This window comes from Leclercia sp. G3L, assembly GCF_021117075.1.
Taxonomy (GTDB): Bacteria; Pseudomonadota; Gammaproteobacteria; order Enterobacterales; family Enterobacteriaceae; genus Enterobacter; species Enterobacter adecarboxylatus_C.
In genome coordinates this window covers 1,966,719-1,983,072 of sequence record NZ_CP088265.1, presented here as the reverse complement: position 1 = coordinate 1,983,072, position 16,354 = coordinate 1,966,719, and the positions used below count along the sequence as shown (strand labels likewise).

At 55.3% G+C, this 16,354-nt stretch carries 20 protein-coding genes; 15 read left to right on the top strand and 5 right to left on the bottom strand.

Annotated features, from left to right (window positions below; all coding sequences use genetic code 11):
* Window positions 1-19 precede the first annotated feature (19 nt).
* From gshB to ruvX, 3 genes are all read left to right on the top strand, one after another.
* On the top strand, window positions 20-967 hold the full coding sequence (gshB, locus tag LRS40_RS10970; protein ID WP_231313694.1) for a glutathione synthase: 948 nt from the start codon (window positions 20-22) through the stop codon (window positions 965-967).
* Between the two features lie 91 nt (window positions 968-1,058).
* Window positions 1,059-1,619: a YqgE/AlgH family protein gene (locus tag LRS40_RS10965; RefSeq protein ID WP_142487043.1), complete on the top strand. Its 561-nt coding sequence runs from the start codon at window positions 1,059-1,061 to the stop codon at window positions 1,617-1,619.
* Window positions 1,619-2,035: a Holliday junction resolvase RuvX gene (gene ruvX, locus LRS40_RS10960; RefSeq protein WP_142487044.1), complete on the top strand. Its 417-nt coding sequence runs from the start codon at window positions 1,619-1,621 to the stop codon at window positions 2,033-2,035. The genes LRS40_RS10965 and ruvX overlap by 1 nt, the downstream gene beginning before the upstream one ends.
* Before the next feature lie 38 nt (window positions 2,036-2,073).
* Here ruvX and LRS40_RS10955 read toward each other — a convergent pair whose 3' ends face one another.
* Together LRS40_RS10955 and LRS40_RS10950 are read right to left on the bottom strand one after the other, a co-directional pair.
* Window positions 2,074-2,763 (bottom strand): IclR family transcriptional regulator, encoded by a 690-nt coding sequence (locus tag LRS40_RS10955; RefSeq protein WP_231313693.1) that lies wholly within the window; start codon window positions 2,761-2,763, stop codon window positions 2,074-2,076.
* Between the two features lie 86 nt (window positions 2,764-2,849).
* Window positions 2,850-3,827: a type IV pilus twitching motility protein PilT gene (locus LRS40_RS10950; RefSeq protein WP_156264604.1), complete on the bottom strand. Its 978-nt coding sequence runs from the start codon at window positions 3,825-3,827 to the stop codon at window positions 2,850-2,852.
* 17 nt (window positions 3,828-3,844) lie between these two features.
* On the opposite strand from LRS40_RS10950, the gene LRS40_RS10945 reads away from it, so the two are divergent.
* From LRS40_RS10945 to LRS40_RS10910, 8 genes are all read left to right on the top strand, one after another.
* On the top strand, window positions 3,845-4,546 hold the full coding sequence (locus LRS40_RS10945) for a YggS family pyridoxal phosphate-dependent enzyme (RefSeq protein WP_156264605.1): 702 nt from the start codon (window positions 3,845-3,847) through the stop codon (window positions 4,544-4,546).
* A gap of 21 nt (window positions 4,547-4,567) precedes the next feature.
* Window positions 4,568-5,134, top strand: a complete 567-nt coding sequence (locus LRS40_RS10940) for a YggT family protein (protein ID WP_231313692.1) — start codon at window positions 4,568-4,570, stop codon at window positions 5,132-5,134.
* The gene (yggU, locus tag LRS40_RS10935; RefSeq protein ID WP_103822821.1) at window positions 5,131-5,427 is read left to right on the top strand and encodes a DUF167 family protein YggU; all 297 of its coding nucleotides are present in this window, start codon (window positions 5,131-5,133) and stop codon (window positions 5,425-5,427) included. The genes LRS40_RS10940 and yggU overlap by 4 nt, the downstream gene beginning before the upstream one ends.
* A 3-nt stretch (window positions 5,428-5,430) precedes the next feature.
* Entirely contained in the window at window positions 5,431-6,024 is a 594-nt protein-coding gene (locus LRS40_RS10930; protein WP_142487049.1) for an XTP/dITP diphosphatase, read from the top strand.
* The gene (gene hemW / locus LRS40_RS10925; protein WP_142487050.1) at window positions 6,017-7,153 is read left to right on the top strand and encodes a radical SAM family heme chaperone HemW; all 1,137 of its coding nucleotides are present in this window, start codon (window positions 6,017-6,019) and stop codon (window positions 7,151-7,153) included. Before LRS40_RS10930 ends, hemW begins: the two co-directional genes overlap by 8 nt.
* 333 nt (window positions 7,154-7,486) lie before the next feature.
* Entirely contained in the window at window positions 7,487-8,431 is a 945-nt protein-coding gene (locus LRS40_RS10920; protein ID WP_370649962.1) for a TRAP transporter substrate-binding protein, read from the top strand.
* A 46-nt stretch (window positions 8,432-8,477) separates the two neighbouring features.
* A complete protein-coding gene (locus tag LRS40_RS10915) occupies window positions 8,478-8,981 on the top strand; it encodes a TRAP transporter small permease (RefSeq protein ID WP_231313690.1) in 504 nt (167 codons plus the stop codon).
* Window positions 8,981-10,282: a TRAP transporter large permease gene (locus LRS40_RS10910; RefSeq protein ID WP_231313689.1), complete on the top strand. Its 1,302-nt coding sequence runs from the start codon at window positions 8,981-8,983 to the stop codon at window positions 10,280-10,282. Before LRS40_RS10915 ends, LRS40_RS10910 begins: the two co-directional genes overlap by 1 nt.
* A gap of 43 nt (window positions 10,283-10,325) precedes the next feature.
* Here LRS40_RS10910 and LRS40_RS10905 read toward each other — a convergent pair whose 3' ends face one another.
* Genes LRS40_RS10905 through trmB form a run of 3 tightly spaced genes read right to left on the bottom strand, consistent with a single transcriptional unit; the run spans window position 10,326 to window position 12,143 of the window.
* The gene (locus LRS40_RS10905; RefSeq protein WP_231313688.1) at window positions 10,326-11,045 is read right to left on the bottom strand and encodes a DUF2884 domain-containing protein; all 720 of its coding nucleotides are present in this window, start codon (window positions 11,043-11,045) and stop codon (window positions 10,326-10,328) included.
* A 52-nt stretch (window positions 11,046-11,097) separates the two neighbouring features.
* Complete coding sequence (locus LRS40_RS10900) at window positions 11,098-11,424, bottom strand: YggL family protein (RefSeq protein ID WP_142487055.1); 327 nt, start codon at window positions 11,422-11,424, stop codon at window positions 11,098-11,100.
* Window positions 11,424-12,143 carry a tRNA (guanosine(46)-N7)-methyltransferase TrmB gene (gene trmB, locus LRS40_RS10895; protein ID WP_142487056.1) on the bottom strand — a complete coding sequence of 240 codons (720 nt, stop codon included), beginning with the start codon at window positions 12,141-12,143 and terminating at the stop codon, window positions 11,424-11,426. Before trmB ends, LRS40_RS10900 begins: the two co-directional genes overlap by 1 nt.
* A gap of 144 nt (window positions 12,144-12,287) precedes the next feature.
* On the opposite strand from trmB, the gene mutY reads away from it, so the two are divergent.
* The 4 genes from mutY to LRS40_RS10875 all read left to right on the top strand — a co-directional run bounded on the left by mutY (window position 12,288) and on the right by LRS40_RS10875 (window position 16,335).
* Window positions 12,288-13,340 (top strand): A/G-specific adenine glycosylase, encoded by a 1,053-nt coding sequence (mutY, locus tag LRS40_RS10890; protein WP_231313687.1) that lies wholly within the window; start codon window positions 12,288-12,290, stop codon window positions 13,338-13,340.
* A gap of 25 nt (window positions 13,341-13,365) precedes the next feature.
* Entirely contained in the window at window positions 13,366-13,638 is a 273-nt protein-coding gene (locus LRS40_RS10885) for an oxidative damage protection protein (RefSeq protein ID WP_142487058.1), read from the top strand.
* Between the two features lie 123 nt (window positions 13,639-13,761).
* Window positions 13,762-14,841 carry a membrane-bound lytic murein transglycosylase MltC gene (gene mltC, locus LRS40_RS10880; protein WP_142487059.1) on the top strand — a complete coding sequence of 360 codons (1,080 nt, stop codon included), beginning with the start codon at window positions 13,762-13,764 and terminating at the stop codon, window positions 14,839-14,841.
* A 237-nt stretch (window positions 14,842-15,078) separates the two neighbouring features.
* Complete coding sequence (locus LRS40_RS10875; protein ID WP_231313686.1) at window positions 15,079-16,335, top strand: nucleoside permease; 1,257 nt, start codon at window positions 15,079-15,081, stop codon at window positions 16,333-16,335.
* Window positions 16,336-16,354 lie beyond the last annotated feature (19 nt).

The window sequence follows — 16,354 nt, the reverse complement described above, 5'->3', positions numbered from 1 at the left end:
AGCATTAACGGAGAAGACAATGATTAAGCTCGGCATCGTGATGGATCCCATCACAAGCATCAATATCAAGAAAGATTCCAGCTTCGCTATGCTGCTGGAAGCGCAACGTCGCGGTTATCAGCTCCACTATATGGAGATGAGCGACCTGTATCTGATTAACGGCGAAGCCCGTGCGCGCACCCGCATCGTCAACGTCGAGCAGAATTACGATAAATGGTACGAATTCGGCTCCGATCAGGATCTGCCCCTCGCCGAACTCGACGTCATCCTGATGCGTAAAGATCCGCCGTTCGACACCGAATACATCTACTGCACCTATATCCTTGAGCGTGCAGAAGAGAAAGGGACGCTGATCGTCAACAAACCGCAGAGCCTGCGCGACTGCAACGAGAAGCTCTACACCGCCTGGTTCTCCGACCTGACGCCAGAGACGCTGGTGACGCGCAGCAAAACGCAGCTGAAAGCCTTCTGGCAGAAACACGGCGATATCATCCTGAAACCGCTGGACGGCATGGGCGGTGCGTCTATCTTCCGCGTTAAAGAGGGCGACCCGAACCTCGGCGTGATCGCCGAAACCCTGACCGAGCATGGCTCCCGCTACTGCATGGCGCAGAACTATATCCCGGCGATTGTCGACGGCGACAAGCGCGTGCTGGTGGTGGATGGTGAGCCGGTGCCGTACTGCCTGGCGCGTATCCCTCAGGGCGGCGAAACCCGTGGTAACCTGGCGGCCGGTGGCCGTGGCGAACCGCGTCCGCTGACCGAAAGCGACTGGGAAATTGCCCGCCGCGTCGGCCCGATGTTAAAAGCCAAAGGGCTGATCTTTGTTGGCCTCGACATCATTGGCGATCGCCTGACGGAAGTGAACGTTACCAGCCCGACCTGTATTCGCGAAATCGAAGCCGCGTTCCCGGTATCCATTACCGGCATGCTGATGGATGCGATCGAAAAACGTCTGAAGCAGTAATAACCCAGCCAATACTGTTAGTGACAGCATTCAGGTTTGTACGCATACTGGGTGCTGTCGCTTTTTAAACCAGGAAACAGAACCTCTGACAATGAATTTACAGCATCACTTTCTTATTGCCATGCCTGCTCTCCAGGATCCGATTTTCCGTCGTGCGGTCGTTTACATCTGCGAGTACAGCGAAGATGGCGCGATGGGTATTATCATCAATAAACCGCTGGAAAATCTGTCTGTTGAAGGCATTCTGGACAAATTAAAAATTTCCCAGGACGAACGAGTTCCAGAAATTCGTCTCGACAAACCGGTGATGCTGGGCGGCCCGCTGGCGGAAGATCGCGGCTTTATTCTGCATACGCCGCCAGGTTTTTCCTCCAGTATCCGTATCTCTGACAACACCGTGATCACCACCTCCCGCGACGTGCTGGAAACCCTGGGCACGGAAAAGCAGCCTGCCGATGTGCTGGTGGCGCTTGGCTACTCCTCATGGGAAAAAGGCCAGCTTGAGCAGGAGATCCTGGATAACGCCTGGCTGACGGCCCCGGCAGATTTAAACATCCTGTTTAAAACGCCTATCGCCGATCGCTGGCGTGATGCGGCTAAGCTGATTGGCATTGATATCCAGACCATGCCTGGCGTAGCGGGGCATGCCTGATGAGCGGCACGCTTCTCGCGTTTGATTTCGGCACCAAAAGTATCGGCGTGGCGATCGGCCAGCGCATCACCGGCACCGCCCGTCCGCTGACGGCGCTGAAGGCGCAAAACGGCACGCCGGACTGGAACCTGATTGAGCGTCTGCTGAAAGAGTGGCAGCCGGAGGTAGTGATTGTCGGGCTGCCGCTGAATATGGATGGCACCGAACAGCCATTGACTGCACGCGCACGCAATTTTGCCAATAAAATTCATGGCCGTTTTGGCGTGGCGATTAAGCTGCACGATGAACGACTGAGCACGGTAGAAGCCCGCGCCGGCCTGTTTGAGCACGGCGGTTTTCGCGCGCTCACTAAAGGCAGCGTCGATTCCGCCTCGGCGGTGATTATCCTCGAAAGCTTCTTCGAGCAGGGTTACTGATCCCCTTCCCTTTGCCCGGTACGCCGGGCAAATACCCCTTACTCTTCCAGCAACGTGGCGTTGAGCGCCGTCAGCTCAGCCAGACGCGTGCGGACATGCTCATCCTCAACATTCCACATACCGGCAAAGGCCAGCGCGGCATGGTGCACGCCCACAGGTATAGCCATCGACACTTCGCCGTCATCATGGTGCCAGACCACATGCCCCTGCTGACGCTGCTGCGCCACATGTGGGGCAAGGTTTTGCCACTGCTCGGGCGTAAAGCGCGGTATCAGCGCCTCGTCCGTCTCACTCGCCAGCAGCGACATGCCTATCACTGATTGCCAGGCAGGCAGTATGTGGAAACCGGCCAGCGCCTGGGTGGTCTGGCTGCCGGGCACGGAGTGCCAGATATAGATCACCTGATCCTCCCACAGCACGCCCAGCGCCACCACGATATCGCGTGGCGCATTGCGTTCCAGCCGGGGCAAGGCGCGGGAGAAAAGCTCGGAGCCGCGTATTGACTGAGCCGCCAGGGCATGAATGCCGGGACCAGGCAGGTAGCGTCGGTGCTCGTCCTGCATGGTCAGGCCAATAGAGGCCATGGTCATCAGCAAACGGTTCACACGGGTGGTGTTGATCCCCATCAGCCGCGCGAGTTCACGGCAACCGATGGCGCGACCGCTGGAAACCAGATATTGCAGACAGCGAATGCCGTCGATAAGACTTTGGTTCGGTTGTGATGACATAGCCGCTTTCAAGGTGTGCAATCAGAGGCTCGATTTTACCGCCCATGCAGAAGGATACAAGGCCGCGAAATTCATTCTCTGCCGTATTAAAGCCGACCCTGTGCCCTGCGTTCAGCACGGCTCTGCTCAAAGTTCTGCATCCCTGCCTGCAACCCGGTCTGGATCACGCCGGGCAGTTGCCAGGTTTTACCTTCGCGGATCAAATTGGCCGCCGCAGGGGTGTTAACCAGGAGCTCGAACAGCGCGACGCGTCCCTGCTGGTTATCCCTTTCGAGCTTTTGCGCCAGCACCGCCCGCAGGCTGCCAGCCAGCTGCTTACGTACCGGCTCTTTCTCCTCTGCCGGGAAGGCATCCACCAGCCGCTCTATCGCCTGGGCGGCCCCCCGGGTATGCAGGGTCGCCAGCACCAGATGTCCGGTCTCTGCGGCGGTGAGCGCAAGGCGGATCGTTTCGCTGTCGCGCAGTTCACCTAACAGGATCACGTCAGGATCTTCACGCAGCGCAGCCCGAAGCCCATCGGCAAAAGAGGGGCAATGCAGGCCAATCTCCCGCTGCTGCACCAGACAACGCTTGCTCTGATGGATGAACTCCACCGGATCTTCCAGGGTCAGGATATGCCCGTCGCTGTGGTGATTGAGAAAGTCAACCATGGCCGCAAGCGTGGTGGATTTACCGCTGCCGGTGGCCCCGGTTACCAGAATCAGCCCGTTATCGCTGGTGAGCAACTCGGGGATCGCTCGCGGCGTGTCCAGGGTACACAGCTGAGGGCACTTTTCGGGCAACAGCCGGAGCGCCAGCGAACACCCTTGCGTATGGGCGAAGGCGCTGGCCCGCAGCCGGTGGTGCTCCAGTGTAACGGCAAAGTCCACCTGCCCCTGGGCGCACCATGCCCCCTGCTGTTCGTCGCTGAGCCAGCGTTTGAGCAGCATCACCACATCCGGCCCCGGAAAAGGGGCGAATTCCATTTCCCCTCGCCGCCGCCAGCGCGGTGGTGCGTTACTGCACAGGTGTAGATCCGACACGTTATGCTTTACACTAAGGGCCACAATTTCTTCCATATCCATTTAATGATCCTCGGAAAATGAACGACATTGCGCATAACCTGGCACAGGTCAGGGACAAAATCTCAGCCGCGGCAACAGTTTGCGGCCGTAGTTCAGAAGAAGTTACGTTGCTTGCAGTCAGTAAAACCAAGCCTGCGAGCGCCATCGCAGAAGCGATCGATGCAGGCCAGCGCATGTTCGGTGAAAACTACGTGCAGGAAGGGGTGGAAAAAATCCGCCATTTCCGGGAAAAAGGCACCGCGGATCTGCAGTGGCACTTTATCGGGCCATTACAGTCGAACAAAAGCCGGCTGGTGGCGGAGCATTTTGACTGGTGTCATACGGTGGATCGTCTGCGTATCGCCAGCCGTCTGAGCGAGCAGCGCCCGGCAGAGATGCCACCGCTTAACGTTCTGATTCAAATCAACATTAGCGATGAAAACAGCAAGTCAGGTATTGCTCTGGAGGAACTGGAACAACTGGCGGATCAGGTGGCGATGCTGCCTGGCCTCAGGCTTCGCGGGTTAATGGCGATCCCGGCCCCGGAGTCAGATTACGACAGGCAGTTTGCCGTCGCCCGGCAAATGGCTGTAGCATTTGAGGCGCTTAAAACACGCTTCCCAACGGTCGACACGCTTTCACTGGGCATGACGGACGATATGGCTGCCGCGATTGCGGCTGGCAGCACCATGGTGCGCATCGGCACAGCAATTTTCGGTGCGCGCGATTACACCCAATAATAAGGAAACCTGAGGAACGCCATGAAGACGTTGACCTTCCTGCTCTCAACCGTCATTGAACTGTATACGATGGTGCTTTTGTTGCGCGTCTGGATGCAGTGGGCCCGTTGTGATTTTTACAACCCCTTCTCACAGTTTGTCGTCAAAGTGACCCAGCCGATTATCGGGCCGCTGCGCCGGGTGATCCCGCCGATGGGCCCGATTGACAGCGCCTCTCTGCTGGTGGCGCTGATTTTGTGCGTGGTAAAAGCGATCGTGCTGTTTATGGTCATCACCTTCCAGCCGATCATCTGGATCGCGGCGGTGTTAATCCTGCTAAAAACGATCGGCCTGCTGGTGTTCTGGGTGCTAATGGTGATGGCGATCATGAGCTGGATCAGCCGTGGTCGTAGCCCGGTAGAATATTCCCTTATTCAGCTTACCGAGCCGCTGCTGCGCCCGATCCGTAACCTGCTGCCTGCCATGGGCGGGATCGACTTCTCCCCGATGATCCTCGTGCTGCTGCTGTACGTGATCAACATGGGTATCGCTGAGCTGCTGCAGTCCACGGGCAACATCCTGCTGCCGGGGCTGTGGATGGCGTTATGAGTGCTGTCAGCACCTGCGCCGACGGGCTGGTTTTACGGCTGTATATTCAGCCGAAAGCCAGCCGCGACACTATCATCGGGCTGCATGGCGACGAAGTAAAAGTCGCCATCACCGCCCCTCCTGTGGATGGCCAGGCCAATGCCCATCTGGTGAAGTATCTGGCAAAACAGTTTCGCGTCGCGAAAAGCCAGGTGCTGATCGAGAAGGGTGAACTGGGCCGCCACAAGCAGGTCAAAATTCTTAATCCGCAACAAATCCCGACGGAAGTCGCGGCTCTGATACAACAGGATTAACACATGCAAAAAGTTGTTCTCGCTACCGGTAATGCCGGTAAGGTGCGCGAGCTGGCCTCGCTGTTAAATGATTTCGGTCTGGATGTGGTCGCGCAGACCGAGCTGGGCGTGGACTCTGCCGAAGAGACCGGCCTGACCTTTATCGAAAATGCCATTCTGAAGGCGCGCCATGCGGCGCAGGTGACCGGTCTGCCGGCCATTGCCGATGACTCCGGTCTGGCGGTGGACGTGCTTGGCGGTGCGCCAGGGATCTACTCCGCCCGCTATTCCGGCGTCGATGCCAGCGATCGGCAGAACCTCGAAAAGCTGCTGGACGCGCTCAAGGATGTACCGGATGAGCAGCGCCAGGCGCAGTTCCACTGCGTGCTGGTCTATATGCGTCATGCCGAGGATCCTACCCCGATTGTCTGCCACGGCAGCTGGCCGGGTGTCATCGCCCGCGAGGCGGCAGGCAACGGCGGTTTTGGCTACGATCCGATTTTCTTTGTCCCGACCGAGGGCAAAACCGCTGCGGAACTGACCCGCGAAGAGAAAAGCGCGATCTCCCATCGTGGGCGCGCACTGAAACTGTTACTGGAAGCGTTACGTAATGGCTAATTTGCCACCTCTGAGTCTTTATATTCACATCCCGTGGTGCGTGCAGAAATGCCCGTACTGCGATTTCAATTCGCATGCGCTGAAAGGCGAAGTGCCTCATGACGATTACGTTCAGCATCTGCTTGCCGATCTGGACGCCGACGTAGCTTACGCGCAGGGACGTGAAGTTAAGACTATCTTCATTGGTGGCGGTACGCCGAGCCTGCTCTCGGGCCCGGCGATGCAGACGCTGCTGGATGGCGTGCGTGCGCGCCTCAATCTGGCAGCGGATGCAGAAATTACCATGGAGGCCAATCCGGGTACGGTAGAGGCCGATCGTTTTGTCGAGTATCAGCGTGCCGGGGTAAACCGGATCTCCATTGGCGTACAGAGCTTCAGCGAGCCGAAGTTAAAGCGTCTGGGGCGTATTCATGGCCCGGGTGAGGCAAAGCGCGCTGCACATCTGGCGACCGGGCTGGGCCTGCGCAGCTTTAACCTCGACCTGATGCACGGCCTGCCGGATCAGTCCCTGGAAGAAGCGCTGGACGATCTGCGCCAGGCCATCGAACTGAACCCGCCGCATCTCTCCTGGTATCAGCTGACCATTGAGCCGAACACGCTGTTTGGTTCGCGCCCGCCGGTGCTGCCTGATGATGACGCGCTGTGGGATATTTTCGAGCAGGGCCATAGGCTTTTGACTGCCGCCGGGTATCAGCAGTACGAAACCTCGGCCTACGCAAAGCCGGGCTACCAGTGTCAGCACAACCTGAACTACTGGCGTTTTGGCGACTACCTGGGGATTGGCTGCGGTGCCCACGGCAAAGTGACCTTCCCGGACGGGCGTATTCTGCGAACTGCCAAAACGCGCCATCCGCGTGGCTATATGGAAGGGCGCTATCTGGAGCGCAGCCATGACGTCGAGGCCGAAGATAAGCCGTTTGAGTTCTTTATGAACCGCTTCCGTCTGCTGGAAGCCGCGCCGCGAGCGGAGTTTGCGTTGTATACCGGGTTACCTGAAACGGTGATTCGTCCTCAGCTGGATGAAGCCATCGCCAAAGGTTATCTGACCGAGTGCGAACACGACTGGCAGATCACTCAGCAGGGTAAATTGTTTCTCAATTCCCTGCTGGAGCTTTTCCTCGCCGAGTAATTTTCGATGCGCCTTCGGGCGCATTATTCATATATATCGGTAAAACCGACTATCCTGCACGATATTTTAATTATAACCGGGCGCCTGCCGGATATTATTACTAAAACCATTAATCTCTCTCGTTTTATTTCTCCAATCCAGCGCACATTTTAATAATAAAGCACTACCCCAGCTGAAAATTGTGATTATGATTGCGACAGATGTACGACAACTTTGTAAATCTGTCATACAAATAAGAGCATCGCGTAACGGAATTCATTCTGACATCTTTTAGCATGGAGCTTAATAATGGAAAAAAGAACGCATCTATTTTTATTGTTATGGGCCTTTCTGATGACCTTATTCACTTTTCCTGCCAGCGCAGCAGAGAGAGTGACCCTTAAACTCGCACATAACCTTGAACGCAGCCACGTCGTCCATCGCGCATTCGAAGCCCTGGCGAAAGATGTACACCAGTTATCCGACGGCAAAATGACCGTGCGGATATATCCCAGCAGTCAAATGGGGAATGCCCGTGAAACAATGGAGCTCCTACAAAATGGCGCGCTGGATATGACCAAAGGATCGGCCAGTGATTTGGAGTCCTTTGACAATATTTATGCTATTTATAATTTACCTTTCTTATTTAACGATCAGCAGCATTTTAATTCCGTTGTATTTGGCGAGATCGGCAAAGATATTATGGAATCCACTAAAGAGAGAGGCTTCTTTGCTTTATCCGCTTATGTCGCGGGTACCCGAAGTTTCTATGCTAAAAAACCCATTACTAAACCGGCGGATCTGAAGGGCCTCAAAATTCGTGTTCGGCCAAGCCCAACCACGATCAAAATGGTGGAGCTAATGGGCGGCTCGCCAACCCCGGTCTCCTTCGGCGAAGTCTATACCGCCATGCAGCAGGGTGTGGTTGACGGGGCGGAAAATAACGTTCCGTCATGGGTACAAACGCGCCATATTGAAATCGCTAAGGTGTTCTCTGAGGATGAACATGCAGCTATCCCGGACTTTCTGGTTATCGCCACCAAAACCTGGAATGCCCTGACAGCTGAACAACAACACATTCTGGCGACAGCCGCCCTTAACTCTCAGACCTATCAGCAAAAACTGTGGGAGCAGATTGATGCCGATACCCGCGCTCAGGCAAAAGCGATGGGTGGTGAAATCGTTAAAGTGGATAAAGCCCCTTTCCGCGCCGCAGTTCAGCCGCTGTTCGATGATTTCAAAAAAGATCCCAAACAAGCCGCCCTGCTGGCGAAGTTTGAAAACGCTGCGAAGCAGTAATTTTTCACAGGGTCTGTTCAGACCCTGTTTTAACGGGATATTCGCCATGATATTAAACCGCCTTAAGGCTGCGGTAGACCGCGTCATTGCTGCTTTTTGCGTGATAGTAATGGTTGCACTGGTCGTCTGTGTCGTGTGGCAGGTAATCAGCCGCTACGTCCTTAACCAGCCCAGCACACTCACCGATGAGCTGGCACGGTTTTTAATGATATGGGTTGGGTTGCTCGGCGCGGCCTATACCGTTGGCGCTCAGCGACACCTCTCAATCGATCTTCTCGCGTTATCACTCAGCCGTCCTAAGCAGGCCCTGTTGAACCTGTTTGTGAATGTGATGATTTTTGTTTTTGCCGGCCTGGTCATCGTGACGGGAGGCATCAGGCTGATAAGTAAAACCTTTGAGACGGCGCAGGTCTCCGCAGCGATGCAGATCCCGATGGGTTACGTGTATCTCATACTGCCGCTTAGCGGCCTGGTCATGATGTTTTATGCCCTGAACTTCGTGTGTCAGAGCTTTCTACATTTTAAGAGTACATCTCCGGAGACGATATAATGGAAAACGCAGTAGCGCTGATGCTTTTTGGCAGCTTTTTTGTGCTGGTTTTCATCGGGATACCGATCTCTTTTTCAATCGGTATCGCCACCGTGGCCTCCATGCTGCTGATGTTTCCATGGGAGATCGCCGTCATTACGGTTTCCCAGCGCCTGGCGAACGGTTTAGATAATTTCTCGCTGCTGGCGATCCCCTTTTTTATTTTTGCGGGCACGCTGATGAACAGCGGCGGGATCGCCATACGGCTGATCAGGCTGGCGCAGGTGATGGTGGGTCGGGTGCCCGGCTCGCTCGGCCATGTGAACGTGCTGGCGAATATGATGTTTGGCTCTATCTCAGGTTCCGCGGTTGCGGCGGCCGCGGCCGTTGGCGGTACGCTTCATCCCATCCAGACAAAGCAGGGTTACGATCCCGCCTTCACCACTGCGGTAAACGTCTCCTCCTGTATCACCGGCCTGCTCATTCCGCCTTCCAATGTGCTGATTGTTTTCTCCCTCACCGCAGGCGGCGTCTCGATAGCCTCTTTATTTATGGCGGGCTACCTGCCGGGGATCCTGATGGGGCTGGCGATTATGCTCGTTTGCGCGGTCATTGCTAAGCGCCGCGGCTGGCCACTGGCTGAGCGTCCCACCTGCGCACAGGCGCTAAAAGCGTTGCTCGATGCTCTGCCGAGCCTGCTGCTGGTGATCATCGTTATGGGGGGTATTCTTGGCGGCATCTTTACGGCTACCGAAGCCTCAGCCATTGCCGTGATCTACACCTTCATCCTGTCGGTGCTGATTTATCGTGAAGTGAAATGGCGAGATTTAGCCAGGCTTATTCTGGAGTCGGTGGTGATGACATCCATAGTCCTGCTGCTGATCGGCTTTTCCGTGGGCATGTCATGGGCAATGACCAACGCGGATATCCCTTACTTAATCAGCGATACCCTTATGGGCATTTCTGATAATCCGCTGATTATTCTGCTGTTGATAAACATCGTGCTGCTGATTGTGGGGATCTTTATGGACATGACCCCTGCGGTTCTGATCTTCACGCCCATCTTCTTGCCTATAGCCCAGGATTTGGGGATGGATCCGGTGCATTTTGGCATCATGATGGTGGCCAATCTCTGTATTGGCCTGCTGACACCGCCTGTGGGAAGTGCGCTGTTTGTCGGCTGTTCAATTTCAGGGGTAAATATACAACAGCTGATCAAACCGTTATTGCCGTTCTACGCGGCCCTGTTGATAGCGCTAATGCTTATCGCCTACATCCCGGCAATTTCGTTGTGTATCCCGCAACTGTTGGGATTGATGTAGTTCAGACCAGCAAAGGGAGATCCCCTTTGCTGGATAATGTGGCTTATTTCAGGCCGCTGACCAGCCCCTTGCGGCTCTCTTCCAGCGATACCACGCGTTTACACACGTCTTTGCCAAATTCCTTGAAATCCGCTTCCTGGTTCTTCCACTCGTTCTGAATGGAAGTTTGCAGCCCGCCCAGACTACCCAGCACGCCCTGCAGCGGGTTGCCGCCGCCTTTCAGCACTGCTTTAGCGCCCATCTCGTTGATACTGTCCTGCAGAATGCCGCCCATCGCCTGATTTACCAGCTGCTGGCCGTCGGCACGTACCTGATCGATCGCCTGATAGTGGAACGTCAGGCCATCGGTACGATGTTCAATAATCCGGTTCATCTGCTCTTTTAACTGCGCGTCCAGTTTGGTCAGGCGCGAGCGCATATTGCTGCTCTCCTCTACCTCTTTAGCAATGATCTTATCCAGCGCGACACGGCCTTTTTCCACACGGGTCAGAGCGCCTTCGTCGATCCACGGCAGCGCGCTGCGCAGATCGGCCTGGTAATCTTTCGCCTGTTCACGTTGGGCTGCGCTCAGCGTGTATTGCTTGCCGTTAAACATGACGTTGCCATCCGGAGTGATCACCAGATTGCCGTTCTCACCTTTTACCTGCACGGTTTGCGGGCTAAGGATCACGTCGTCACGCGGCGTGACTTCGCATTTGTAGTCTGCGTGAGCGGTCAGAGCCGTGGTCATTAAAGCCGTAGCGAGCAGCGTTTTGCGCATCATATATTCTCCCTCATACAAAACGGGCCAGCAATTGCTGGCCCCTGATGCTCTATTAGTCCCACCAAATATCGAAAAGTTCGCTGATGCGCACGTCTTCGAATTTGTGGTCTTCCAGCCACTTACGTACGATAGCCTGATGCTCTTCGGTGCACTGGCCGATCTCTTGTTTGCAGATCAAACCTTCCCACGCCAGGTAGCCGCTGCCGTCAAATGCCAGCTTGTTCGGCTCGATAACTTCATTGATGAAAGCATCTACGTCTTCATCAATTTTTTCTACACTGGTGCCTTCCGGGAAACGCCATGCAACCGAAAAACCAATTTCCTGGAATTCTTCGATGTGCATTTTCTTACGCAGACGACGGCTACGGTTCTTTGCCATTATTTCACCCTCTCGAACATTAAGTCCCATACGCCGTGACCAAGACGATGGCCACGCTGTTCAAATTTCGTTACCGGACGTGAGTCAGGACGCGGCACATAATCATTGCTCGCCGACTGGTTTTTATACCCGTCGAGCGTCGACATCACTTCCAGCATATGCTCCGCATACTGTTCCCAGTCGGTGGCCATGTGGAAAACGCCACCCAGCTTCAGTTTACTTTTGACCAGTTCGGCAAACGGCGCCTGAACGATACGGCGTTTATTATGACGTGCTTTGTGCCATGGGTCAGGGAAAAAGAGCTGAACCATGTTCAGAGAATTGTCAGGGATCATCTTGTGCAGCACTTCTACCGCGTCATGACACATCACCCGCAGATTCTCGACGCCCTCTTCATGGGCCGTCGCCAGGCAAGCACCCACGCCCGGTGAGTGAACCTCGATACCGAGGAAGTTCTGCTCCGGACGCGCTTTTGCCATGGTCACCAGCGAAGCGCCCATGCCGAAACCGATCTCCAGCGTAATCGGCGCGTCGCGGCCAAACAGCTCAACAAAGTCGAGCGGCTGTTCGGTGAACTCTACGCCCATCACCGGCCAGTAGTTATCCAGCGCATGTTGCTGTCCCTTTGTCAGGCGCCCCTGACGGCGGACAAAGCTGCGAATACGGCGTAGCGGGCGGCCGTTTTCATCAAATTCCGGTGATATGACGTCGTTTTTCATAAAAGAGTAGTCTGCTTGTGAGAATGTTCGGGAAACGGGCATTATCCAAAGTTAATGATGGGATGCAAGCATGGGAAAGATCCGGTTTACAGCCGCATGCCGCTGTGCTGCAATCTGCGTCCCTGATATCGCGAAGCGAAGACCATGCAAGCCTCTCAATTTTCAGCCCAGGTGCTGGACTGGTACGACAAATACGGGCGTAAAACCCTGCCCTGGCAAACTGAAAAAACACCCTACAAAGTATGGCTCTCCGAGGTGATGTTGCAACAAACGCAGGTCGCTACCGTTATCCCCTACTTTGAGCGCTTTATGGCGCGTTTTCCCACCGTGACCGATCTGGCGAACGCCCCGCTTGATGAGGTGCTGCATCTGTGGACCGGGCTCGGCTACTACGCCCGCGCCCGCAATCTGCATAAAGCCGCCCAGCAGGTGGTGTCGCTGCACGGGGGTAAATTCCCGGAAACCTTCGAGGAAGTGGCTGCCCTGCCGGGCGTCGGCCGCTCTACCGCCGGAGCCGTTCTCTCCCTTTCGCTGGGGAAACACTTCCCCATTCTCGACGGCAACGTGAAGCGCGTGCTGGCACGCTGCTATGCCGTTGGCGGCTGGCCGGGCAAGAAGGAGGTGGAAAAGCGCCTGTGGGAAATCAGCGAGGCGGTCACTCCCGCTCACGGCGTTGAACGCTTTAACCAGGCGATGATGGATCTGGGGGCGATGGTCTGCACCCGCTCGAAGCCTAAATGCGAACTCTGCCCGCTGAATAATCTGTGTGTGGCCTATGCCAACCACAGCTGGGCGCAGTATCCCGGTAAAAAGCCGAAGCAGACGCTGCCCGAGCGCACCGGCTATTTTCTGCTGATGCAGCACGAGGAGACGGTCTGGCTCGCCCAGCGTCCACCAAGCGGTTTATGGGGCGGCTTATTCTGCTTCCCGCAGTTTGAAGATGAGGATGGGCTTCGCGACTGGCTGGCGCAACGCGGCATCCCTGCCGATACTCTTGTGCAGCTCAACGCGTTTCGCCATACCTTTAGCCACTTCCATCTGGATATTGTTCCAATGTGGCTTCCCGTGTCCTCATTCACCTCGTGCATGGATGAAGGCACCGCTCTCTGGTATAACTTAGCGCAACCGCCGTCAGTGGGGCTGGCAGCTCCCGTAGAGCGCCTGTTACAGCAATTACGTGTCGGGGCAACGGCTTAGCTCCGGGCGACAAAGAGGAATCAGTATGGCCAGAACAATTTTTTGTACCTTCCTGCAACGCGACGCAGAAGGCCAGGACTTCCAGCTCTATCCGGGCGACCTGGGTAAGCGCATCTATAACGAGATCTCAAAAGAGGCGTGGGCGCAGTGGCAGCACAAGCAAACCATGCTGATTAACGAGCGCAAGCTCAACATGATGAACGTTGAACACCGCAAGCAGCTGGAAGAGGAGATGGTGAATTTCCTGTTTGAAGGCAAAGACGTCCACATCGAAGGCTACACGCCACCGGAAAAATAATATCGTGCAGGCTGATGCCCGGCGGCGCTACGCTTGCACGGGCCCACGATAACCAGGCCGGGTAAGCGAAGCGCCACCCGGCAAAACAGCCCCAAAAACAACACAACACGCACTCCCGGAATGATGAAAAAATTTTTAGCGCTTGCTCTTGTTGCACCGTTACTTGTTTCGTGTTCCTCCAGTAATAAAGGCGATAGCTATAACGAAGCCTGGGTGAAGGACACCAACGGTTTTGACATTCTGATGGGGCAGTTTGCCCACAACATCGAAAACATTTGGGGATTTAACGAAGTTCTGATCGCCGGACCGAAAGACTACGTTAAATACACCGACGCTTACCAGACCCGAAGCCACATCAACTTTGACGAGGGTACCATCACCGTCGAGACCATCGCCGGAACCGATCCTGCGGCACGTTTACGTGAGGCGATCGTCAAAACCCTGCTGATGGGTGACGATCCGGGCTCTATCGACCTTTACTCCGATGCCGACGACATCACCATCTCGAAAGAGCCGTTCCTGTATGGCCAGGTGGTGGATCAAACCGGTCAGTCCATTCGCTGGGAAGGTCGTGCCAACAACTTTGCCAACTATCTGCTACAAACCCGCCTGAAAAGCCGCAGCAACGGCCTGCGCGTTATCTACAGCGTGACCATTAACCTGGTGCCAAACCACCTCGATAAACGTGCGCACAAATATGTGGGGATGGTCCGTCAGGCATCGCGTAAATACGGTGTCGATGAGTCGCTGATCCTGGCGATTATGCAGACCGAATCGTCGTTTAACCCGTATGCGGTGAGCCGCTCCGACGCCCTGGGCCTGATGCAGGTTGTTCAGCACAGCGCCGGAAAAGATGTGTTCCGCGCGCAGGGGAAATCTGGCATGCCAGGCCGCAGTTATCTCTTTGATCCCGCCAGTAATATTGATACCGGCACCGCCTATCTGGCGATGCTGAACAACGTCTACCTGAGCGGCATTGATAACCCGACCTCGCGTCGCTATGCGGTCATCACCGCCTATAACGGCGGTGCGGGCAGCGTGCTGCGGGTCTTCTCCAGCGATAAACTGAAGGCGGCGAGCATTATCAACAGCATGTCGCCAGGGGATGTTTACCAGACCCTGACCACCCGTCACCCCGCCGCCGAGTCACGCCGCTATCTTTATAAGGTCAATACGGCGCAAAAGAACTATCGTAGAAAGTAGCCTTCTCTCTTTTACCCTCTCCTCCCCGGAGAGGGTAAAGATCCTCTCCAGCAGTGCAGGCCTCATCCATAGGAAAGTGTTATTTGCATCACAATCCAAACTGCAAATTAATGTTGATTGCATTTTTTTGCGGGAGGTAACAAAACATCACGCCACTCGCTGATAGAATTGCATCAAATACAAAACCCAAATGTTTCTACACCAACATACAGCCCGCTCTCTTGTGAGGAAAGTAACATGAACCTTAAGCTGCAGCTTAAAATCTTGTCGTTTCTGCAGTTCTGTCTGTGGGGGAGCTGGCTAACCACGCTCGGCTCCTACATGTTTGTCACGCTCAAATTTGACGGTGCCTCTATCGGCGCGGTCTATAGCTCTTTGGGTATCGCTGCCGTCTTTATGCCGACCCTGCTCGGGATCGTGGCGGATAAATGGATAAGCGCCAAGTGGGTGTATGCGCTTTGCCATCTGGTGGGGGCGGGTACGCTGTTTATGGCGGCCGAGGTCACCACGCCAGGGGCGATGTTTATGGTGATCCTGCTTAACTCGCTGGCCTATATGCCAACGCTGGGCCTGATCAACACCATCTCCTACTACCGTCTGAAAGACGCCGGTATGGATATCGTCACCGATTTCCCACCGATCCGTATCTGGGGCACCATCGGCTTTATCATGGCGATGTGGGGCGTGAGCTTCGCGGGCTTCGAACTGAGCCACATGCAGCTCTATATCGGGGCGGTACTCTCCGTGGTGCTGGCGCTGTTTACCCTGACCCTGCCGCACATTCCGGTCTCTAACCAGCAGAAAAACCAGAGCTGGAGCGCCATGCTCGGCCTGGATGCTTTCGCGCTGTTTAAAAACAAACGCATGGCGATCTTCTTTATCTTCTCCATGCTGCTGGGTGCGGAGCTGCAGATCACCAACATGTTCGGCAATACCTTCCTGCACAGCTTCGATAACGACCCGCTGTTCTCCGGGAGCTTTATCGTAGAGCATGCGTCGGTGATGATGTCGATTTCCCAGATCTCCGAAACGCTGTTCATCCTGACCATCCCGTTCTTCCTGAGCCGCTACGGCATTAAGAACGTCATGATGATCAGTATCTTCGCGTGGATGCTGCGCTTCGGTCTGTTTGCCTACGGCGACCCGTCAGCCTTCGGTACCGTGCTGCTGGTGCTGTCGATGATTGTCTACGGCTGCGCCTTCGACTTCTTCAATATCTCCGGCTCCGTGTTTGTGGAGAAAGAGGTTCGTCCGGAAATCCGCGCCAGCGCCCAGGGCATGTTCCTGATGATGACCAACGGCTTCGGCTGTATTCTCGGCGGCGTGGTGAGCGGTAAGGTTGTGGAGATGTATACCACTAACGGTATTACTGACTGGCAGCCGGTGTGGCTGATCTTCGCAGGCTACTCTTTGGTGCTGGCCTTCGCCTTCATGGCGCTGTTCAAGTACAAACATGTTCGTACTCCAACAGGTGCGCAGACCGTCGCGCATTAATCTGTTAGGTTCCCCCCTC